Annotated in this window: 18 protein-coding genes and 1 pseudogene; 11 read left to right on the top strand and 8 right to left on the bottom strand. The window is 71.0% G+C overall.

The window, feature by feature from the left end; all coding sequences use genetic code 11:
* The first annotated feature begins 2 nt into the window (after window positions 1-2).
* Together ACIPTO_RS27295 and ACIPTO_RS27290 are read left to right on the top strand one after the other, a co-directional pair.
* Complete coding sequence (locus ACIPTO_RS27295; protein WP_366321214.1) at window positions 3-440, top strand: GNAT family N-acetyltransferase; 438 nt, start codon at window positions 3-5, stop codon at window positions 438-440.
* Between the two features lie 103 nt (window positions 441-543).
* On the top strand, window positions 544-1,137 hold the full coding sequence (locus tag ACIPTO_RS27290) for a histidine phosphatase family protein (RefSeq protein ID WP_366321212.1): 594 nt from the start codon (window positions 544-546) through the stop codon (window positions 1,135-1,137).
* 98 nt (window positions 1,138-1,235) lie between these two features.
* Here the strand turns inward: ACIPTO_RS27290 and ACIPTO_RS27285 are convergent, their stop codons facing one another.
* Window positions 1,236-1,679 carry a DUF6314 family protein gene (locus ACIPTO_RS27285; protein WP_401196396.1) on the bottom strand — a complete coding sequence of 148 codons (444 nt, stop codon included), beginning with the start codon at window positions 1,677-1,679 and terminating at the stop codon, window positions 1,236-1,238.
* 254 nt (window positions 1,680-1,933) lie between these two features.
* Between ACIPTO_RS27285 and ACIPTO_RS27280 the strand changes: the two genes are divergently transcribed.
* Window positions 1,934-4,447, top strand: a complete 2,514-nt coding sequence (locus ACIPTO_RS27280; protein WP_401196393.1) for an alpha-L-arabinofuranosidase C-terminal domain-containing protein — start codon at window positions 1,934-1,936, stop codon at window positions 4,445-4,447.
* On the opposite strand, the pseudogene ACIPTO_RS27275 reads toward ACIPTO_RS27280, so the two are convergent.
* A pseudogene (locus tag ACIPTO_RS27275) lies at window positions 4,434-4,613 on the bottom strand (carboxymuconolactone decarboxylase family protein); the annotation flags it as partial. The gene ACIPTO_RS27280 and the pseudogene ACIPTO_RS27275 overlap by 14 nt on opposite strands.
* A gap of 7 nt (window positions 4,614-4,620) precedes the next feature.
* Window positions 4,621-5,097 carry a MerR family transcriptional regulator gene (locus tag ACIPTO_RS27270; RefSeq protein ID WP_401196391.1) on the bottom strand — a complete coding sequence of 159 codons (477 nt, stop codon included), beginning with the start codon at window positions 5,095-5,097 and terminating at the stop codon, window positions 4,621-4,623.
* A 164-nt stretch (window positions 5,098-5,261) separates the two neighbouring features.
* Here ACIPTO_RS27270 and ACIPTO_RS27265 point away from each other — a divergent pair, with 164 nt between their 5' ends.
* The 6 genes from ACIPTO_RS27265 (at window position 5,262) to ACIPTO_RS27240 (ending at window position 11,152) form a co-directional block, all read left to right on the top strand.
* Complete coding sequence (locus tag ACIPTO_RS27265; RefSeq protein WP_401196388.1) at window positions 5,262-6,131, top strand: hypothetical protein; 870 nt, start codon at window positions 5,262-5,264, stop codon at window positions 6,129-6,131.
* A gap of 133 nt (window positions 6,132-6,264) precedes the next feature.
* The gene (argC, locus tag ACIPTO_RS27260; RefSeq protein WP_401196385.1) at window positions 6,265-7,293 is read left to right on the top strand and encodes an N-acetyl-gamma-glutamyl-phosphate reductase; all 1,029 of its coding nucleotides are present in this window, start codon (window positions 6,265-6,267) and stop codon (window positions 7,291-7,293) included.
* A complete protein-coding gene (gene argJ / locus ACIPTO_RS27255) occupies window positions 7,290-8,444 on the top strand; it encodes a bifunctional glutamate N-acetyltransferase/amino-acid acetyltransferase ArgJ (RefSeq protein ID WP_366322994.1) in 1,155 nt (384 codons plus the stop codon). The genes argC and argJ overlap by 4 nt, the downstream gene beginning before the upstream one ends.
* Window positions 8,441-9,400 (top strand): acetylglutamate kinase, encoded by a 960-nt coding sequence (gene argB / locus ACIPTO_RS27250; protein WP_366322996.1) that lies wholly within the window; start codon window positions 8,441-8,443, stop codon window positions 9,398-9,400. Before argJ ends, argB begins: the two co-directional genes overlap by 4 nt.
* The gene (locus tag ACIPTO_RS27245; RefSeq protein WP_401196382.1) at window positions 9,397-10,593 is read left to right on the top strand and encodes an acetylornithine transaminase; all 1,197 of its coding nucleotides are present in this window, start codon (window positions 9,397-9,399) and stop codon (window positions 10,591-10,593) included. Before argB ends, ACIPTO_RS27245 begins: the two co-directional genes overlap by 4 nt.
* Window positions 10,594-10,612: 19 nt before the next feature.
* Window positions 10,613-11,152, top strand: a complete 540-nt coding sequence (locus ACIPTO_RS27240; protein WP_328832550.1) for an arginine repressor — start codon at window positions 10,613-10,615, stop codon at window positions 11,150-11,152.
* A 74-nt stretch (window positions 11,153-11,226) separates the two neighbouring features.
* On the opposite strand, the gene ACIPTO_RS27235 is transcribed toward ACIPTO_RS27240, so the two are convergent.
* From ACIPTO_RS27235 to ACIPTO_RS27215, 5 genes are all read right to left on the bottom strand, one after another.
* Window positions 11,227-11,964, bottom strand: a complete 738-nt coding sequence (locus ACIPTO_RS27235) for an FAD:protein FMN transferase (protein ID WP_401196779.1) — start codon at window positions 11,962-11,964, stop codon at window positions 11,227-11,229.
* A gap of 55 nt (window positions 11,965-12,019) precedes the next feature.
* Entirely contained in the window at window positions 12,020-12,805 is a 786-nt protein-coding gene (locus ACIPTO_RS27230; RefSeq protein ID WP_366323002.1) for an FMN-binding protein, read from the bottom strand.
* Between the two features lie 19 nt (window positions 12,806-12,824).
* On the bottom strand, window positions 12,825-14,207 hold the full coding sequence (locus ACIPTO_RS27225; RefSeq protein ID WP_366323004.1) for a ferredoxin reductase family protein: 1,383 nt from the start codon (window positions 14,205-14,207) through the stop codon (window positions 12,825-12,827).
* A gap of 166 nt (window positions 14,208-14,373) precedes the next feature.
* The gene (locus ACIPTO_RS27220) at window positions 14,374-15,078 is read right to left on the bottom strand and encodes a L,D-transpeptidase family protein (RefSeq protein ID WP_366323006.1); all 705 of its coding nucleotides are present in this window, start codon (window positions 15,076-15,078) and stop codon (window positions 14,374-14,376) included.
* Between the two features lie 131 nt (window positions 15,079-15,209).
* Entirely contained in the window at window positions 15,210-16,076 is an 867-nt protein-coding gene (locus tag ACIPTO_RS27215) for a hypothetical protein (protein WP_401196377.1), read from the bottom strand.
* A gap of 247 nt (window positions 16,077-16,323) precedes the next feature.
* Between ACIPTO_RS27215 and argH the strand changes: the two genes are divergently transcribed.
* Window positions 16,324-17,751 (top strand): argininosuccinate lyase, encoded by a 1,428-nt coding sequence (argH, locus tag ACIPTO_RS27210; RefSeq protein WP_366323009.1) that lies wholly within the window; start codon window positions 16,324-16,326, stop codon window positions 17,749-17,751.
* A 182-nt stretch (window positions 17,752-17,933) separates the two neighbouring features.
* Complete coding sequence (locus ACIPTO_RS27205) at window positions 17,934-18,905, top strand: aldo/keto reductase (protein WP_401196375.1); 972 nt, start codon at window positions 17,934-17,936, stop codon at window positions 18,903-18,905.
* The last annotated feature ends 63 nt before the right edge of the window (window positions 18,906-18,968 follow it).

Raw genomic sequence — 18,968 nt, 5'->3', positions numbered from 1 at the left:
CCATGAACGACATCCCGAGCCTCCCCGATGGCTACGAGTTCTCCGCCGACTCCGCCCGCGTCGACATCGATCGCACCTACCACTGGCTGTCCACCGACGCCTACTGGGCGAAGGACCGGCCCCGCGAGCAGCACGAGCGCGCGGTCGCCTCCTCCCTCAACTACGGGGTGTACGACGCCACTTCGGGCGAGCAGGTGGCGTACGCGCGGGTGGTCACCGACGAGGCGCTGTTCGCGTGGCTGTGCGACGTGTACGTCGACCCGTCGGTGCGCGGCAAGGGCATCGGCACGGCGTTCGTCGGCGCCGTGCGCGAGGAGCTGCGGCCGCTCGGGCTGCGCCGGATCCTGCTCGCCACGCACGACGCCCACGGGGTGTACGAGAAGCTCGGATTCAAGCCATTGGCGCGGCCGGACCAGTGGATGGCCCTGTATTTCGAGTGACATGTCCGCCTGGTCCCGACCTTGACGTGAAGTTTTGCCCACCGTGGGTAACTCTCATCCGGCCCCCCTTGACCTGCGTACTTCGGCGGATCACGATCGCCGCATGCTACTTCGGGTCACGTTCGTGGCGGCTGCACGCAGTTCCCCGATGCTCGCGGAGCGCTTCGAGGACGATCGCCCGCTGGACCAGGCGGGATGGGACGAGGTGCAGCGCGCGGCCCCGGTCCTGCTGCCGCTGGCGGCGGCGGAGCTGCGCTACTGCTCGCCGACCCCGCGCAGCCGGACCACCGGTGACGGGCTCGGGTACACCCCGCTGGTTCAACTCGCCCTGCGGGACTGCGACATGGGCCGCTGGCGCGGGCTGACCCTGGGCGAGGCGATGGCCCGGGAACCGGCCCTGGTCGACGCGTGGTTGGCCGACCCGCGGTCCACCCCGCACGGCGGGGAGTCGCTGCTGTCCTTCATCTCCCGGGTCGGCGGCTGGCTGGACACCCGTCCCGACGACGACGGCGGCCGTATCGTCGCCGTGGCCGAACCCTCCGTCATACGGGCCGCGTTGGTCTACGCCCTGAAGGCGCCCCCTTCGACCTACTGGAACCTCGACGTACGCCCCCTGTCGACCACCACGGTCACCGGGCACGCGGGCCGCTGGAACCTGCGCTTCGACGGGGCGGCGGTCCAGCCGAGGCGGGTGTAGCGGGGGAGAAGGGGGAGAGGGCGGAGGAGGGGGGGCGGAGAAGGACAGGACTCAGGGCCAAGGGGAGGCGAGGGCGACCGGGTCTCCGACGGGTCCGCTCACCTCTCGCGCGTGTAGTCGGTGGTGAGCACCAGGTCCTTCGCCGGGCCGCCCACCCGCCACACCGTCCGCCAGCGGTCCGCGTCCCGTACGGCGAACTCGCCCCGGTAGAGGTCGGCCGAGCAGGGATGGTCGGTGACGTGATGCCCGGAGGTCAGATCCAGGTCGTGGAAGGGGCGCCCGTCGCCGAAGCGCACGTCGGCCCGGCCGGGTCCGCCGCCCGGCAGGAACCGTAGCGTCCGCTCGGCGGGACGGGGTACGCCGCGCCAGGTGAAGGTGCCGGACTCGGCGTGCAGCAGGCCGCCTTCCGGCAGCGCGCTGAAGACGGTCGTACCGGTGAAGTCGCCCTCGTCGCCGCTCGCCAGGTCCCGTACCGACCGCTGTACCCGCCACCTTCCGGACAGATATGCCAGCACGTCCGGTACCGGCCAGAACTCGCCCATGGTCATCCCTTCCCGCCCGCCGCTGTCGCCGGCCGGATGAAGAACCCGGGGACCGCTGCCAGCAGGCCGAGGGGCGACCGGGCAGGGCAGCAGCGCGTGCATGTCCCCGACCCTACGTCCCCGTCCGCGCCGTCCCCGTCCGCGCGGGCCCCATTGACGTGCTCACGCCCCTTCCCTATCTTGCCGTTCGAAGTGCTGACCAGCGTCCGATATATCGAACGAGCAACGAGCACATCACGAGCCGCGGAGTGTCCATGCCACGCACCAGCCGCACCAGTCCCATCAGCCCCACCGGCCGTAACCGGCTGAGACTCGCCCTGGGGGTGAGCGCGTTCCTGCTGGCGACGGCCGTCGTGCCCGTGCCCGCCCATGCCGAGGACGTCACCGACTACGCGATCACCGTCGATCCGGGCGCGCGGGGCGCGACGATCGACAGGACGATGTACGGCGTCTTCTTCGAGGACATCAACCGCGCGGCCGACGGCGGCCTGTACGCCGAACTCGTCCAGAACCGGTCCTTCGAGTACTCCACCGACGACAACACGACGTACACCCCGCTCACCGCCTGGACGGTCGCGGGCCGGGCGCAGGTGGTGAACGACGCCGGCCGGCTCAACGAGACCAACCGCAACTACCTCTCCCTGGAGGCGGGTTCGTCCGTCACGAACGCCGGCTACAACACCGGCATCGCGGTCGAGGACGGCAAGAAGTACGACTTCTCGGTGTGGGCCCGCGCCGACCGCGGCACCGCCCTCACCGTGAGCCTCCAGGACGGCGGCGGCACGCTGGCGACCGCGCCTCGGGTCGCCGTGAGGAAGCACGGCTGGGCCCGGTACGAGGCCACGTTCACCGCGACCCGCACCAGTACCACCGGCCGCCTCACGGTCGCCTCCGCCGCCGCGACCGCCCTCGACATGGTCTCCCTCTTCCCCCGCGACACCTACCGGCACGAGCCCAACGGCCTGCGCAAGGACCTCGCCGAGAAGATCGCCGCCCTGCACCCGGGCTTCGTCCGCTTCCCCGGCGGCTGCCTGGTCAACACCGGTTCCATGGACGACTACAGCGCGGCCTCCGGCTACCAGCGCAAGCGCTCGTACCAGTGGAAGGACACCGTCGGCCCGGTCGAGACACGCGCCGTGAACTCCAACTTCTGGGGCTACAACCAGAGTTACGGTCTCGGCTACTACGAGTACTTCCGCCTCGCCGAGGACATCGGCGCGATGCCGCTGCCCGTCGTACCGGCCCTGGTGACCGGCTGCGGCCAGAACAAGGCGGTCGACGACCCCGCGCTGCTCAAGCGGCACATCCAGGACACGCTGGATCTGGTCGAGTTCGCCAACGGCCCGGTGACCTCCACGTGGGGCAGGCTGCGCGCCGACATGGGGCACCCCAAGCCCTTCCACCTCACCCACATCGAGGTCGGCAACGAGGAGAACCTGCCCGCCGAGTTCTTCGCCCACTTCACCCGGTTCCGCACCGCGATCCAGGCCGCGTACCCGTACATGACGGTGATCTCCAACGCGGGTCCGGACGACAGCGGTTCGACCTTCGACACGGCCTGGCAGCTCAACAGGGACGCCAAGGTCGACATGGTCGACGAGCACTACTACAACAGCCCGCAGTGGTTCCTGCAGAACAACGACCGCTACGACTCCTACGACCGCACCGGCCCGAAGGTCTTCCTCGGCGAATACGCCTCCGGCGGCAACGCGTTCAAGAACGGCCTGGCCGAAGCGGCCTACATGACCGGCCTGGAACGCAACGCGGATGTCGTCGAACTCGCCTCCTACGCACCGCTGTTCGCCAACGAGGACTACGTCCAGTGGAGCCCGGACATGGTGTGGTTCAACAACCACGCCTCCTGGGGCTCGGCCAACTACGAGGTCCAGAAACTGTTCATGAACAACGTCGGCAGCCGGGTGGTGCCGTCGACGGCCACCGGCACACCGTCGCTGCTCGCCCCGATCTCCGGCGCGGTCGGTCTGTCGACCTGGGCGACGAGCGCGGCCTACGACGACGTGAAGGTGACCGGCGCCGACGGGACGTCGCTGCTGAGCGACGACTTCTCCGGCGACGCGTCCCGCTGGACCCATACGGGCGGCGGCAGTTGGAGCATCCAGGACGGGCAGTACGTCCAGACCGACACCGGTGCCGAGAACACCATGGTGTCGGCGGGCGACCCGGCCTGGCACGACTACGACCTGCACGTGAAGGCCACCAAGAAGGCGGGGAAGGAAGGCTTCCTGGTCGCGTTCGGCGTCAAGGACACCGGAAACTACTACTGGTGGAACCTGGGCGGCTGGAACAACACCCAGACCGCCGTCGAACAGGCCGTCGACGGCGGCAAGTCCACGCTCATCGCCAAGCCGGGGACCATCGAGACGGGCCGCGCCTACGCCGTCGACATCAAGGTGAGAGGCCGTCAGGTCACCCTGTACCTCGACGGGCAGGAGTGGGGAGGCTTCACCGACGACAAGCCGGCCGAGCCGTTCCGCCAGGTCGTCACGGAGGACGCGAGGACCGGTGACCTGATCGTCAAGGTCGTCAACGACCAGTCCGCGGCGGCCCGTACGGCGATCGACCTGGGCGGCGCCGAGGTCGCGTCCAGCGCCAAGGTCACCACGCTCGCCGCCGCGCCCGACGCGGTCAACAGCGAGACGGCCACGGCGGTCGCACCGGTCGTCTCCACCTTCAAGGGGGTCGCCGACAGGTTCGGTTACACCTTCCCGGCGAACTCCGTCACGTTCCTGCGGATCAAGCAGAGGTAGCGGTCGTCGCCGCCTCTTCGGTGGGCTGCTGCCCCAGCGGCAGCAGCCCGCGCTCGGCGAAGACCTTCTTCGCGGCGAAGGTCGCGTTCAGGGCCTTCGGGATACCGCAGTACACGGCGGAGTGCGTCAGCGCCTCGACGATCTCCTGAGGGGTGAGGCCCACGTGCTCGTGCTCATGTCGGCTCGTCCGATCTCCGCTGCTCGCGCCCGCGCCCGCGTTCTTGCCCGTGGTCGTCGAGGAGCAGCTGTTCGTAGTGGTCGATCTTGTGGTCCAGCACGGCCGCGTTGCGGCGCAACGTCCTTATGCGGTCGCCCAGTTCGGCCCGGTGCGCACGGAGCATCGCCAGCCGGTCGGCGACCGAGGCGTTCCCCGCCGCGCGCAGCGCCGCGAACCGCTGCATGTCGGCGATCGACATGCCCGTCTCCCGCAGCCGCAGCAGGAACTCCAGCCAGGCCAGGTCCGCGGCCTGGTAGCGCCGCTGATTCCCGGTGCTCCGCCCGACCCGCTCGATGAGGCCGGCCTTCTCGTAGTAGCGCAACGTGTCGTGCGAGAGGCCGGTGCGCTCGGAGACCTGGGCGATGGTGAGGGTGGGTTCCCGGACCTGTTCCCGGTCCCGGGGGAGGGGCCGCAGGGGCTGTCCGCTGGTCATGAACACCACGGTAGAACCTGGAGCACGCTCCAGGTCAAGCCTCTCCGGAACCTGGCCTGCGCGGGATCCGTGCGTGCGCCGCCGAATGACGCTTGACCTGGGGATTACCCGCCCCGCACACTTGTCCGGCCCCTGGGGAGGGGGCGTACGAGGGGGGATGCCGCATGAGTGGAACGACGACGATCGACGGCTACCAGGACCGCTGCGAGCAGCTGTTCCTGGCCGGAGGGAACGCGGCCGTCCGGCGTGCCGCGCGGGAAGGTCTGGACGAGCTGGGGCCGCAGCCCGATCTCTACTGCTGGCTGGCGCTCGGGCACGCCGTCGAGGACGAAGACGACCACGACGACCGGGCGGAGGAGGCGTTCAGGGCGGGGCTCGCGCTCGACGCCGACCATCTCGGACTGCTCGCCGGGTACGCCGAACTCTGCCTGCGCGCCGACGCGTTCGAGTACCCGGGCCGCGCCGCGCGTGCGCCCGTCCTCTCCCGGCGTCTGCAGGAGGCGGCGCCGGAGTCCGCCGGGGCCGGGCAGCTCGCCGCCGCCGAGCGCTGGGCCCGGCGCGGCTACTGGGATGACATCCGGATGAGGGCGGTGACCGAATCCCTCCAGGGGCGCGACACCGAGGCCCAGGCCCGTGCCCTGGCCGAGGACCTGCGGCGGCGGGACCGTGCCGGCGGCGCCGAGGGTGAAGAAGCCGGAGCGGTCGCGGGGCACCCAGGGGCCGTCGACCGGGCCGCGACCGTGCGCGCCGCGACCCTGGAGGCGCTCTCCGGCCCGCGGGACGCGCCGGTCCGGCTCCTCGGCCGGTACCGGACGGCGGCGTGGGCGGTGAGCCTCGTCCTGTGCTTCGCCACCAACACCACGCTGCGGCGGACGGGAGTCGTGGACCACTTCAGCGTGTGGGGCTACCTCTGGCTGCTCCCCGTACTGGCCGTCGATCGCCGCTTCGCCGCCGTCCGCAGGGAGGCCGAGGCCCGCCACGTCGCCCACCTCGAAGCCGTACTGGCCGAGCGGCACCGGCCGAGCGGACGGTGAGGCGGAGAGGAGCCGCGGCGGCGGGTGCTCGGCGGCTGACGTGTTCCTGCGCAGTCTGAGTGCATACCCACTCACTCGGATTGCATAAACGTGCACCGCAACGTATAGTCATGCCATCGAAGAGGAGGGTTCCATGGCGGTACGTGCGGCGGTGGCCGGAGCGAGTGGGTACGCGGGCGGGGAACTGCTGCGTCTGCTCCTGGCTCACCCCGAGGTCGAGATCGGCGCTCTGACCGGCAACTCCAACGCCGGACAGAAACTCGGCGCACTGCAGCCGCACCTGCTGCCGCTCGCCGGTCGAGTCCTTGAGGAAACTACCCCCGAAATCCTCGCCGGACACGACGTCGTCTTCCTCGCGCTGCCGCACGGACAGTCCGCCGCCGTCGCCGAGCGGCTCGGCCCGGACGTCCTCGTCGTCGACATGGGCGCCGACTTCCGACTGAAGGACGCCGCCGACTGGGAGCGCTTCTACGGCTCCGCGCACGCCGGCACCTGGCCCTACGGCCTGCCCGAACTGCCGGGCGCCCGCGCCGAGTTGGCCGGGAGCAAACGCATCGCGGTGCCCGGGTGCTACCCGACGGCCGTCTCCCTCGCGCTCTTCCCGGCCTACGCCGCCGGGCTCGCCGAGAACGAGGCCGTGATCGTCGCCGCGTCCGGCACCTCCGGCGCGGGCAAGGCTCCCAAGGCGCACCTGCTCGGCAGCGAGGTCATGGGCTCGATGTCCCCGTACGGCGTCGGCGGGGGGCACCGGCACACCCCCGAGATCATCCAGAACCTCGGCGCGGCGGGCGGCGAACCCGTCACCGTCTCCTTCACGCCGACCCTCGCGCCGATGCCCCGCGGCATCCTCGCCACGTGCAGCGCCAGCGCGAAGCCCGGCGTCACCGGCGAGTCCGTGCGCGCCGTCTACGAGAAGGCCTTCGCCGATGAGCCGTTCGTGCATCTGCTCCCCGAGGGGCAGTGGCCCGCGACGGCGTCCGTCTACGGTTCCAACGCCGTTCAGGTGCAGGTCGCGTACGACGAGGCGGCGGGCCGCATCATCGCGATCAGCGCCATCGACAACCTGACCAAGGGCACCGCGGGCGGTGCCGTCCAGAGCATGAACCTCGCCCTCGGGCTCGACGAGTCCACGGGGCTGACGACGATCGGAGTCGCGCCGTGAGTGTGACGGCAGCACAGGGATTCACGGCCGCGGGCATCGCCGCCGGGATCAAGGAGAACGGCAACCCGGACCTGGCCCTCGTGGTCAACAACGGGCCCCGCCTCGCCGCCGCGGGCGTCTTCACCTCCAACCGCGTCAAAGCCGCGCCGGTGCTCTGGTCCGAGCAGGTGCTGAAGGGCGGCACGGTCTCCGCCGTCGTCCTCAACTCCGGTGGCGCCAACGCCTGTACGGGTCCGAAGGGCTTCCAGGACACCCACGCCACGGCCGAGAAGGTCGCCGGCACGCTGGGCCTGAACGCCGCCGAGGTCGCCGTCGCCTCCACCGGGCTCATCGGGCTGCTGCTCCCGATGGACAAGCTGCTGCCGGGAGTCGAGGCCGCCGCCGGTCAACTCTCCCCGCACGGAGGCGAGAAGGCCGCCATCGCCATCAAGACCACCGACTCCGTCCACAAGACGGCCGTGGTGACCACCAAGGACGGCTGGACCGTCGGCGGGATGGCCAAGGGCGCGGGCATGCTCGCCCCCGGCCTCGCCACCATGCTCGTCGTGCTCACCACCGACGCCGACGTCGACAGCGCCGTACTGGACACGGCACTTCGGGCCGCCACCCGCACCACCTTCGACCGCGTCGACTCCGACGGCTGCATGTCCACCAACGACACGGTGCTGCTCCTCGCCTCCGGCGCCTCCCGAATCACCCCGGACCGGGCCGAGTTCGCCGAGGCCGTGCGTGCCGTCTGTGACGACCTGGGCCAGCAGCTCATCCGGGACGCCGAGGGCGCCAGCAAGGACATCAAGGTCGAGGTCGTCAACGCCGCCAGCGAGGACGAGGCGGTGGAGGTCGGCCGCTCCATCGCCCGGAACAACCTCCTCAAGTGCGCGATCCACGGCGAAGACCCCAACTGGGGACGGGTGTTGTCCGCGATCGGCACCACCAGGGCCGCCTTCGAACCGGACCGGCTCAACGTCGCCATCAACGGCGTCTGGGTCTGCAAGAACGGCGGTGTCGGCGAGGACCGCGAGAAGGTCGACATGCGCTACCGCGAGGTGCACATCGTCGCCGACCTGGCCGCGGGCACCGAGACCGCGACGATCTGGACCAACGACCTCACCGCGGACTACGTCCACGAGAACAGCGCGTACTCGTCATGAGCACTACCCGCAAGCACACCGCGCTGCCCAAGGCGCAGATCCTCATCGAGGCACTGCCCTGGCTGACCCGGCACAACGGCAAGACCGTCGTGATCAAGTTCGGCGGCAACGCCATGGTCGACAAGGACCTGAAGGCCGCGTTCGCGCAGGACGTCGTGTTCCTGCACCACGCGGGGCTCAAGCCCGTCGTCGTGCACGGCGGCGGCCCGCAGATCAGCGCCGCCCTCGACCGGCACGGCATCGTCAGCGAGTTCAAGGCCGGGCTGCGGGTCACCACCGAGGACGCCATGGACGTCGTACGGATGGTCCTCGCGGGGCAGGTGCAGCGCGAGCTGGTCGGGCTGCTCAACCAACACGGGCCGCTCGCCGTCGGGTTGACCGGCGAGGACGCGCACACCATCACCGCCACCAAGCATCTGCCGGAGATCGACGGGGAGTTGGTCGACATCGGGCGGGTGGGCGAGATCACCGCGATCGACACGGGCGCGATCGAGGCACTGCTCGCCGACGGCCGGATCCCGGTCGTCTCGTCGATCGCGAGGAGCGAGGACGACGGACATGTCTACAACGTCAATGCTGACACGGCTGCTGCGGCTCTCGCTGCTGCGCTGGGGGCCGAGACGCTCATGGTCCTCACGGACGTCGAGGGTCTCTACGAGGACTGGCCGAACAGCGACGAGGTGATCAGCCGCCTCACCGCCAGCCAACTGGAGAAACTGCTTCCGGAGTTGAGCTCCGGGATGGTGCCGAAGATGGAGGGCTGCCTGCACGCCGTGCGCCACGGCGTGACCACCGCCCGCGTCATCGACGGCCGGGTCCAGCACTCGATCCTGCTGGAGATCTTCACCGACGAAGGCATCGGCACGATGGTCGTGCCGGACGAACTGCCCGAAGCGAAGCCCGCCAAGAAGAAGTCCGCCAAGAAGGCCGGCAAGAAGCAGGGGGATGCCGAATGACCGGGACCGTGACGAACGCGGAGCTGACCCAGCGCTGGCAGGGGTCGCTCATGAACAACTACGGCACCCCCAGGCTCCCCCTCGTCCGCGGTGCCGGCGCCCGGCTGTGGGACGCCGACGGCAACGAGTACACCGACTTCGTCGGAGGCATCGCGGTCAACGCCCTCGGGCACGCGCACCCGGCGATCGTCGAGGCCGTCAGCAAGCAGATCGCCGAACTCGGCCATGTCTCCAACCTGTTCATCGCCGAACCGCCCGTCGCGCTCGCCGAGCGGCTGCTGGAACGGTTCGGCCGGGACGGCAAGGTGTTCTTCTGCAACTCGGGTGCCGAGGCGAACGAAGGCGCCTTCAAGATCGGCCGCCTGACGGGCCGTCAGCACATGGTCGCCACCCAGGGCGCCTTCCACGGCCGGACCATGGGCTCCCTCGCCCTCACCGGCCAGCCCGGCAAGCAGGAGCCGTTCCTGCCGCTGCCCGGCGATGTCACGCACGTGGCCTACGGCGACGCGCAGGCGCTGGCCGCCGCCGTCACCGAGGACACCGCGCTCGTCATCATCGAGCCCATCCAGGGCGAGAACGGGGTCGTCGTACCGCCCGCCGGGTACCTCAAGGCGGCCCGCGCGATCACCGCGGCGCACGGCGCGCTGCTGGTCCTGGACGAGGTGCAGACCGGGGTCGGCCGTACCGGGCACTGGTTCGAGTACCAGGCGCACGAGGGCGTCCTGCCCGACGTCGTGACCCTCGCGAAGGGGCTCGGCGGCGGCCTGCCGCTCGGTGCCACCGTGGCCTTCGGACGCGCCGCGGACCTGCTGCTGCCGGGCCACCACGGCACGACCTTCGGCGGCAACCCGGTCGCGTGCGCCGCCGGACTCGCGGTCCTCGACACCATCGCGAACGACGGGTTGCTGGAGAACGTCAAGCGGCAGAGCGCCATGCTGCGGGACGGGATCGAGTCGCTGTCCCACCCGTTGATCGATTATGTCCGGGGTGCGGGCCTCCTCCTGGGTATCGTGCTCACCGAGCCGCTCGCGCCCCAGGTGCAACAGGCGGCTCAGGACGCCGGCTTCCTGGTCAACGCGCCCGCCCCCGATGTCGTACGGCTGATGCCACCGCTGAACCTCGGCGACGACGAGGTGGACGCGTTCCTCCGGGCGCTGCCCGGTGTCCTGGACGTGGCCAAGGGGGACGGATGATCCGGAGAATGAGTCGACGATGAGTCAGGCGCAGGAACACGAGCACACCGCGGGACCGGCCGTGCCGCAGACCCGCACCGCCCGCCACCGCCGGATCGTGGACATCCTCAACCGGCAACCGGTGCGCTCCCAGAGCCAGTTGGCGAAGCTGCTGTCCGACGACGGGCTGAGCGTCACGCAGGCGACGCTCTCCCGGGACCTGGACGAGCTGAACGCGGTGAAGATCCGCAACAACGACGGCGACCTCATCTACGCGGTACCGAGCGAGGGCGGCTTCCGCACCCCGCGCGCGCCGCTGGGGGAGTCGGCGAAGGAGGAGCGGATGCGGCGGCTCTCCTCCGAGCTGCTGATCTCCGCGGAGGCCTCCGCCAACCTCGTGGTCCTGCGCACCCCGCCGGGCGCCGCCCAGTTCCTCGCCTCGGCGATCGACCAGGCCGAACTGCAGGACATCCTCGGCACCATCGCGGGCGACGACACCCTCCTGCTGATCAGCCGGGACCCGCTCGGCGGCCAGGCCCTCGCGGACCATCTGCTGCGGCTGGCGCAGAACGACCACTGACCCACCCGTAGGGGCCGACGAGTCGGGGGCGCACCGGAGTTGTCCGGTGCGCCCCCGACTCGCATGGGGGATCCCTACCCGAGGCGGGCGGCCAGTCCGCCCGTGCAGCGCACCTCGTCGCCCGCCGTGATGAGCAGCGCCTCGACGTCCGGCAGCGACTCCAGCCAGGCCAGACCCTCGCGCGAGCCCATCGCGAACGCGGCCGTGGCCCAGCAGTCGGCCCAGGTCAGACGGGGTGCCACCACGGTGACGGCGACCAGGTCGGTCACCGCGGACTTGCCGGTGGACGGGTCCACGATGTGCGCCCCGCGCTCCGCCGTACCGGAGGTGGCCACCGCCAGTTCGTCGGCGCCCGCCGCCGAGATCACGGCCGCCAGACCTCCCGGGCGCAGCGGATCGGAGATGCCGACCCGCCAGGACCGGTGCGGTCCCGGCGCACCGAACATCTGGACGTCACCGCCGCCGTTGACGCTGACCCCGCTCACCCCGGCCGCCGTGAACAGCCCGGCCGCGCGTTCGGCGGCCCAGCCCTTCACGATGCCCGTCGGGTCGAGCTGTCCCTCGTACCTCGTGCTGAACCAGCCGGCGCTGACCCGCTCCGCCTCGGCGCCCAGCTCCAGCACCTCGGCGACCTCGGCGTCGCACTCCGCGAGGGTCAGCTCGCCGCGGGCCAGCCGGGAGACCTGGCTGTCGTCGCGGTAGGTGCTGAACACCTCGTTCACGCGGTGGAGTTGGGCGACCGCCTGCTCCAGCGCGGCTTGCACGGCGTCGGGCTCGCCGCCGCGGATGTCGAAGGAGAACACCGTCCCCATGACCTCCTCGGCGTGCCGCAGGGTGGCGGGAGCCTCCGCGGGATCGGTCACCGTGTCAGCCACCGGCCTTGTCCAGGGCCGACTGCAGGGACTGCTTGTAACCGCCGCTCGTGTACGAGGCGCCCGACACGGAGTCGATGCTCGCGCTGCCCGCGGCCACGGCCTCCTGGTTGAGCTTGGGGATCGCCAGCGCCGTCTTCTGGTCGCTGGTCCCGCCCTTGGGCGCCTGGATGGCCTCGGCCTTGGTGATCTTGCCGTTCGCGACGGTGATCCGGACCTGGACCGGCCCGTACTCGGTCGTCGCGACATCACCGGTGACGGTCCTGGCCTGGGCTGCCTGGCCCGACCCGGCCGCCGAACTCTGCGACGGGGCAGGGGTCTTGGCGGCCGTCGCCTTCATCTTGTCGATCGCCGACTGCAGGGACTGCTTGTAGCCGCCGCTCGTGTAGGTCGCCCCGGACACGGACGTGATGTCCGCGCTCTGGGTGGCGACGACCTCCTGGTTGAGTTTGGGTACGGACAGCGCGGTCTTCTGGTCGCTGGTCCCGCCCTTGGGCGCCTGGATGGCCTCGGCCTTGGTGATCTTGCCGCCCGCGACCGTCAGCCGTACCTGGACGACTCCGTACTGGGTCTGGGCGACCGCGCCCGTGACCGTCGAGGTCCCGGCTCCCGCGGCGCCGCCCTGGGGCGACTCCTGGGCGGCGGCGGCACCCTGAGCCGCACCCTGCGCGGACGCGGAGGCAGGATCCGACGCCGGCTTCAGGGAGAGCAGCAGCACGATCCCGGACACGGTGGCGGCGCTCGCGAGCAGAACACGCCGGATGGGGTGGCTCTTCTTCATCGCTCCTGACTCCCGTCGCTCACATCTCGAACGACTCGTGATGGATGCGGCGGGCGGGGACTCCCGCGCCGCGCAGTGCTTCGTAGACCGACTGCGCGAAGCCGGGCGGCCCGCACATGAAGACGTCGTGGTCGTCGATGTCGGCGATCTTCCGCCGCAGGGACTCCGCCGAGATGTCGGGGCGTTCCCCGTCGGGGCTGTTCACCGCGTACATCAGGCGGGCGCCGCGCTCGTCGGCGATCTTCGCCAGCTCGTCCCACAGGGCCAGGTCCTGGGTGGTGTTGGCCCGGTAGAGCAGCGTGATGTCACCGGCGGCTCCGGGCAGCGTCTCGAACAGCGCCCGCATCGGCGTGATGCCGACACCGCCGGCGACCAGCAGCACCTTGCCGCGGGTGCGCCGCTGCGAGGTCAGCGCGCCGTAGGGGCCCTCGGCCCACACCTTCGTGCCGGGCCGCAGTTCGCGCAGCCTGGTGCTGTGGTCGCCGATCGCCTTGACCGTGATCCGCAGCATGTTCGGGCGGGGGGCCGCCGACAGCGAGTAGGGGTGCGAGCTGAACCGCATGCCCGGCGCCAGGAACCGCCAGCGGAAGAACTGTCCCGCCTCCGCGCCGATCCGGTGCAGCTTGCGTCCGCTGATCAGCACCGACACGATGCCGGGCGTCTCCTCGATGACGGCCTCGACGCGCATCCGGTGCCGCATGTTGAGGCGGATCGGGGTGAGGATCCGGTACCAGACCACCAGCGCGGTGACCGCGCCGTAGAGCCCGGTCCAGACGGTCTTGGCGACCGGCGTCAGCGTGAAGTCGTTGCCGGTGCTGATCTGGTGCCAGAAGGTGAAGAACACCGCCGCGTACGTCAGCAGGTGCACGTGGTACCACAGGTCGTACGGCAGCCTGCGGCGGATGCCGCCGATCGACGAGAGGCCGATGAGCAGGAACAGGCCGGTGCCGATGGCGGCCTTGCCCATGTCGGGCAGCTGGTTCACCGAGTCGATGGTCTGCTGGACGATGTCGTTCAGCGTCTTGCCCGCCTGGAGGGCGTAGCCCCACATGATGAGGAAGACGTGCGCGGCGACCAGGCAGAGCGTGTAGCGGCCGCTCATCGCGTGCCAGCGGGCGACCCGGTCGGAGCCGACCCGGCGTTCCAGGGCGGGCACCCGGGCCATCTGGAGCACGACGAGTGCCATCAGATATCCCGCCAACAGGCCGGTGATGCGGCCCGCGTTGAGGATCTTGCCGTTCTGGTCGGCGATGGACGGCGTGTTGTGCCACCACAGCCACAGCACCCCGACCGCGCCCGCCCAGACGGCGAGCAGCAGCAGGGTCGCTGGGGAGCGGCGCGGGCGGATGCGGCGCATCGTCTGGCGGCGGGCGGCACGTCCGCCTGCGAGCGTGGTGGTCACGGTTCCTCCGTGGACGGGGCAAGGGGGGTGGGCTGGTCCCTTGGCCCTGAAGTACGTGCCGTTGCGCCTGTGCGTTCAGTGTTCCGAGGAGTCCGCCGCGTACGGAAGTGACGCGCGGTAACGGTCACTTGGGCAGGTGGCTCTCGACCCTGCGCTCTCGCGCATCTCAGTACCGGGAAACGGCCGTGACCCCGCTCGCCGTCCCGATGGCGATGTGCGGGGCCCGCGCGGGGTCGACCCACCTCAGGATGGTCCGCATCGCGTCCGCCGGCACGGACACGCAACCGGCGGTGGCGCCACGCCCGTTGACATGCAGGAAGATCCCGGCCCCGCGTCCTTTGACGGGCCTGGCGTAGTTGAACCCGATGACGAGCCCCCGCGCGTACTGCGTCGGGTAGGAACTCAGCCGCTCCGACTGGCCGGCCCGGCAGTCCGCGGCGAGCGGCTCGCTCCACCGGTTGTAGACCCGGGACCCGGCATCCTCGCACCACCACGAACTCGCGTTCACCCGGCGGTACTCGACCCGGGTGCCATCCGGGGCGGGCTGGATCCCGAAGGCGAACGGCAGGTCGTACAACCCCGTGGGAGTCGTGTACGACCCCTGCCGGCGAGCCCCGCCCTCGACCAGCCCCTTCGCCCCGAACCGGGCGGGGGCGGAGCCGGCCCGCACCCACGCCCCGTCCCGCAGGTCCCACCAACTGAGCGTTCCGGACGTGGAGTTGACGCCGGGTGCCTGCGCGACGACCAGTTGGCCCCCGCCCCCGGTGTCGGCGAGCGAGGCCGGCCCCGGAGGCTCCACCGCACGCGCGGGCACCGCCGCGAGCAGCAGGAGCAGGGACGCGGACGCAAGGGCGACGACACCGGGACGCATGGCTCAGACGCTAGAGCGTGCCGCCACCGACGGCAGCCCAGGTGGGCCGAACAGGCAAGGCGCCCTGGTGCGGACATCACCGTGGCCGCCCCGGCCGGCGATCATCGGGGCGGCCACGGCTGCCTGTCACGTCACTTGGTGAGCGTGCAGGCGGCGAGGGAGTCGAGCCCGGTGGGCTTGGTGCCCTGGCGGCCGATGGAGATGGCGATGCGGTCGATGGTGGAGACGCGCTTGTCCTTGAGCGGGCCGAGGATGGCGTTCTGGACGAAGTTGGCTCCGCCCTGTCCTACGGTGTCGACGAGTCGCTTGTTGGCTTCGGCGATCTGGGTGTCGAGGAGGGTGAGGTTGCGGTCGACCTCGGCCTGCGCGGAGGCCGGGATCGCGGGGAGCTGCGACTTCACGTCGGGGCACGAGATCGTGCCGACCGCGCTCGACGCACCGGTGTCCTCCGTACCCCCGGCCGCCTGGGTGGCCGAGGCGGCGGCACTCGGGACCGCGGTGTCCGCGGCCCCCGTAGAACCGGTTTCCCCGGTGGCCCCGGCCGAACCGGCCGAGTCGAGCGTGCAGGCGGCGAGGGAGTCGAGCCCGGTGGGCTTGGTGCCCTGGCGGCCGATGGAGATGGCGATGCGGTCGATGGTGGAGACGCGCTTGTCCTTGAGCGGGCCGAGGATGGCGTTCTGGACGAAGTTGGCTCCGCCCTGTCCGACGGTGTCGACGAGTCGCTTGTTGGCTTCGGCGATCTGGGTGTCGAGGAGGGTGAGGTTGCGGTCCACCTCGGCCTGCGCGGAAGCCGGGATCGCGGGGAGCTGCGACTTCACGTCGGGGCAGGTGATCGTCCCCGGGTCGGACAGCGTCCGGGCGCTCTGCGCGGTGCTGCTCTTGTCCGGCGTGCCGGCCAGAGCGGAACCGGCGATGACCGCGCCGGACAGGACCACGGCGGCGGCACCGCCGATGAACGCGACGCGACGCTTGTTGTACTTGGGGAGAGCCCTGGACATGCGAATGCCTCACTCGGGTCAGGGGGGACGGGGGGTGATGCGTGGGGGGAAACGCGGCGCCTGCGTTCGGCGAGAGGTACGAGAAAGCGGTTGCGGGTGTTCAAGGCTCTCCAAAATTGACGAGTCATGCAGGACTCTGCATAATCATGCATGCGAGAGGATGTGGCCGGAGCGCGCAGCCGGACAACGCGGAACGCGGCCGCATCCAGCACGACCACCCATCCACGGCCTCGGAGGAGCAGCGCAAGTGAGCAGCAACAGCGGTGACGTACGGCTCTGGGGCGGCCGTTTCGCCGACGGTCCCGCCGAGGCCCTGGCGAAGCTGTCCGCGTCCGTCCACTTCGACTGGCGGCTCGCGCCCTACGACATCGCCGGCTCCCGCGCCCACGCGCGCGTGCTGCACAAGGCGAACCTCCTCACCGACGACGAGCTGACCCGGATGCTCGCGGGCCTCGACCGGCTCGAAGCGGACGTCGCCGACGGCTCCTTCGTCGGCACGATCGCCGACGAGGACGTCCACACGGCCCTGGAACGCGGCCTGTTGGAGCGCCTCGGCCCCGACCTCGGCGGCAAGCTGCGCGCCGGCCGGTCCCGCAACGACCAGGTGGCCACCCTCTTCCGGATGTGCCTGCGCGACCACGCCCGGTCGATCGGCGGCCTGATCGCCGACCTCCAGGACGCGCTGGTCGGCCTCGCCGAGGCCCACCCCGACGTGGCGATGCCCGGCCGCACCCACCTCCAGCACGCCCAGCCGGTCCTGTTCGCCCACCACGTCCTCGCGCACGTCCAGTCCCTGTCCCGGGACGCGGAACGCCTGCGCCAGTGGGACGAGCGGACGGCGGTCTCGCCGTACGGCTCCGGAGCGCTCGCGGGCAGCAGCCTCGGCCTGGACCCGGAGGCGGTGGCCAAGGACCTCGGCTTCGAGCACGGCTCGGCCGCGAACTCGATCGACGGCACGGCCTCCCGCGACTTCGTCGCCGAGTTCGCCTTCATCACCGCGATGATCGGGGTGAACCTCTCCCGGATCGCCGAGGAGATCATCATCTGGAACACGAAGGAGTTCTCCTTCGTGACCCTGCACGACGCGTTCTCCACGGGCTCGTCGATCATGCCGCAGAAGAAGAACCCGGACATCGCGGAGCTGGCACGCGGCAAGTCGGGCCGCCTGATCGGCAACCTGACCGGCCTGATGGCCACGCTCAAGGCGCTGCCCCTCGCCTACAACCGCGACCTCCAGGAGGACAAGGAGCCGGTCTTCGACTCCATCGACCAACTCGAGGTCCTGCTCCCGGCGTTCACCGGCATGATGGCCACCCTCACCATCCACCGCGACCGCATGGAAGAGCTGGCCCCGGCCGGTTTCTCCCTCGCCACCGACATCGCCGAGTGGCTGGTCAAGCAGGGCGTCCCCTTCCGCGTGGCCCACGAGGTGGCCGGCGAGTGCGTCAAGGTCGCCGAGTCCGAGAACAAGGAACTCGACGACCTCACCGACGAGCAGTTCGCCAAGATCTCCCCGCATCTGACCCCGGACGTCCGCACGGTCCTCAACGTGCCCGGCGCCCTCGCCTCCCGCAATGCCCGGGGCGGCACGGCCCCGAGCGCGGTGGCCGTCCAGCTGGCAGAGGTGAAGCGCGACGTGGAAGCCCAGCACGCCTGGTCGACGGCGAAGCGCTAGGCGGCTTCCCGGGGCCGCGGGGTCGCGGGGCCGTACCGGCGAGCGGCTCCGCCGCGTGGGCGTGACCGGCCGCAGCGCACCCGCACCCGCCGAACGCGCCGCGACAACCCGAGCTCCAGGGTGAAGGTCATCGCGGGTTACGTTGGTCCGAGCCGCACCACAGCCGACCAACGGAGCCCGCGATGCCCTTCGCCCGACTGGCCACAGCGACAACCCCCACCAGCCACCTCGGACTCGGCCTCGCCGCGGTCGGCCGCCCCGGCTACATCACCCTGGGCCGGGAGAAGGACCTCGGGGAGCACCGCACCGTCGAAGCCCTCCGCGCCCGGACCCACGAACTCCTGGACGCCGCCTACGCGCAGGGCGTCCGCTACTTCGACGCGGCCCGCTCCTACGGCCGCTCCGAGGAGTTCCTCGCCGCGTGGCTGGACGCGCACCCCGACCGCGACGACATCGTGGTCGGCAGCAAGTGGGGCTACACCTACACCGCGGACTGGTCGGCGGACGCCGAGACGCACGAGGTCAAGGACCACGGCGTCGGGACCTACGAGCGCCAGCGCGCCGAGACCGCCGACCTGCTCGGCGACCGCCTCGACCTCTACCAGATCCACTCGGTGACCCCGGACAGCCCGGCCCTCACCGACAAGGAACTCCACGCGAGACTGGCCGAGTTGGCGGCGACCGGAGTGACCGTCGGCTTCTCCACCAGCGGCCCCGCGCAGGCCGACGCGATCCGCGCCGCCCTCGCCGTGACGGTCGACGGCGAGCCCCTCTTCCGTACCGTCCAGTCGACGTACAACGCCCTGGAGACCTCCGCGGACCCCGCCCTCGCCGAGGCCCACGACGCCGGACTCACGGTGATCGTGAAGGAGGGCATGGCCAACGGCAGGCTCGCGGAGCCGTACGCGCCGGACGCCCTGAAGGCGGTGGCCGAGGAGACGTCCCTGAACGCGGATGCGGTCGCCCTGGCGCTGATCCTGCGCCGGCCCTGGGCGGGCGTCGTCCTCTCCGGCGCGGCGACCGTCGGACAGCTCGCCTCCAACCTGCATGCGGCGGTCGTGGACCTGAGCGACGACCAGCTGGCCCGCCTCGACGCGCTCGCCGAGGACCCGCGGACGTACTGGGCGCGGCGGGGCTCGCTGCCCTGGCACTGACGATCGGCTGAGCCGACCCCGGCCATGAGTCACGTACGCCCACCGTGAGACAGATGTGTCTCA

Origin of the sequence: Streptomyces sp. NPDC090083 (assembly GCF_044747445.1) — a bacterium.
GTDB lineage: Bacteria > Actinomycetota > Actinomycetes > Streptomycetales > Streptomycetaceae > Streptomyces.
The sequence above is the reverse complement of the archived record's forward strand: the minus strand, read 5'-3'. Positions and strand labels throughout refer to the sequence as shown.

Bases quoted from the DNA above. Each gene is read 5' to 3' on its own strand.
- ACIPTO_RS27295 (WP_366321214.1), top strand. From the start codon at position 3: ATGAACGACATCCCGAGCCTCCCCGATGGCTACGAGTTCTCCGCCGAC.
- ACIPTO_RS27290 (WP_366321212.1), top strand. From the start codon at position 544: ATGCTACTTCGGGTCACGTTCGTGGCGGCTGCACGCAGTTCCCCGATG.
- ACIPTO_RS27285 (WP_401196396.1), bottom strand. From the start codon at position 1,679: ATGGGCGAGTTCTGGCCGGTACCGGACGTGCTGGCATATCTGTCCGGA.
- ACIPTO_RS27280 (WP_401196393.1), top strand. From the start codon at position 1,934: ATGCCACGCACCAGCCGCACCAGTCCCATCAGCCCCACCGGCCGTAAC.
- ACIPTO_RS27270 (WP_401196391.1), bottom strand. From the start codon at position 5,097: ATGACCAGCGGACAGCCCCTGCGGCCCCTCCCCCGGGACCGGGAACAG.
- ACIPTO_RS27265 (WP_401196388.1), top strand. From the start codon at position 5,262: ATGAGTGGAACGACGACGATCGACGGCTACCAGGACCGCTGCGAGCAG.
- argC (WP_401196385.1), top strand. From the start codon at position 6,265: ATGGCGGTACGTGCGGCGGTGGCCGGAGCGAGTGGGTACGCGGGCGGG.
- argB (WP_366322996.1), top strand. From the start codon at position 8,441: ATGAGCACTACCCGCAAGCACACCGCGCTGCCCAAGGCGCAGATCCTC.
- ACIPTO_RS27245 (WP_401196382.1), top strand. From the start codon at position 9,397: ATGACCGGGACCGTGACGAACGCGGAGCTGACCCAGCGCTGGCAGGGG.
- ACIPTO_RS27240 (WP_328832550.1), top strand. From the start codon at position 10,613: ATGAGTCAGGCGCAGGAACACGAGCACACCGCGGGACCGGCCGTGCCG.
- ACIPTO_RS27235 (WP_401196779.1), bottom strand. From the start codon at position 11,964: ATGGGGACGGTGTTCTCCTTCGACATCCGCGGCGGCGAGCCCGACGCC.
- ACIPTO_RS27230 (WP_366323002.1), bottom strand. From the start codon at position 12,805: ATGAAGAAGAGCCACCCCATCCGGCGTGTTCTGCTCGCGAGCGCCGCC.
- ACIPTO_RS27220 (WP_366323006.1), bottom strand. From the start codon at position 15,078: ATGCGTCCCGGTGTCGTCGCCCTTGCGTCCGCGTCCCTGCTCCTGCTG.
- ACIPTO_RS27215 (WP_401196377.1), bottom strand. From the start codon at position 16,076: ATGTCCAGGGCTCTCCCCAAGTACAACAAGCGTCGCGTCGCGTTCATC.
- ACIPTO_RS27205 (WP_401196375.1), top strand. From the start codon at position 17,934: ATGCCCTTCGCCCGACTGGCCACAGCGACAACCCCCACCAGCCACCTC.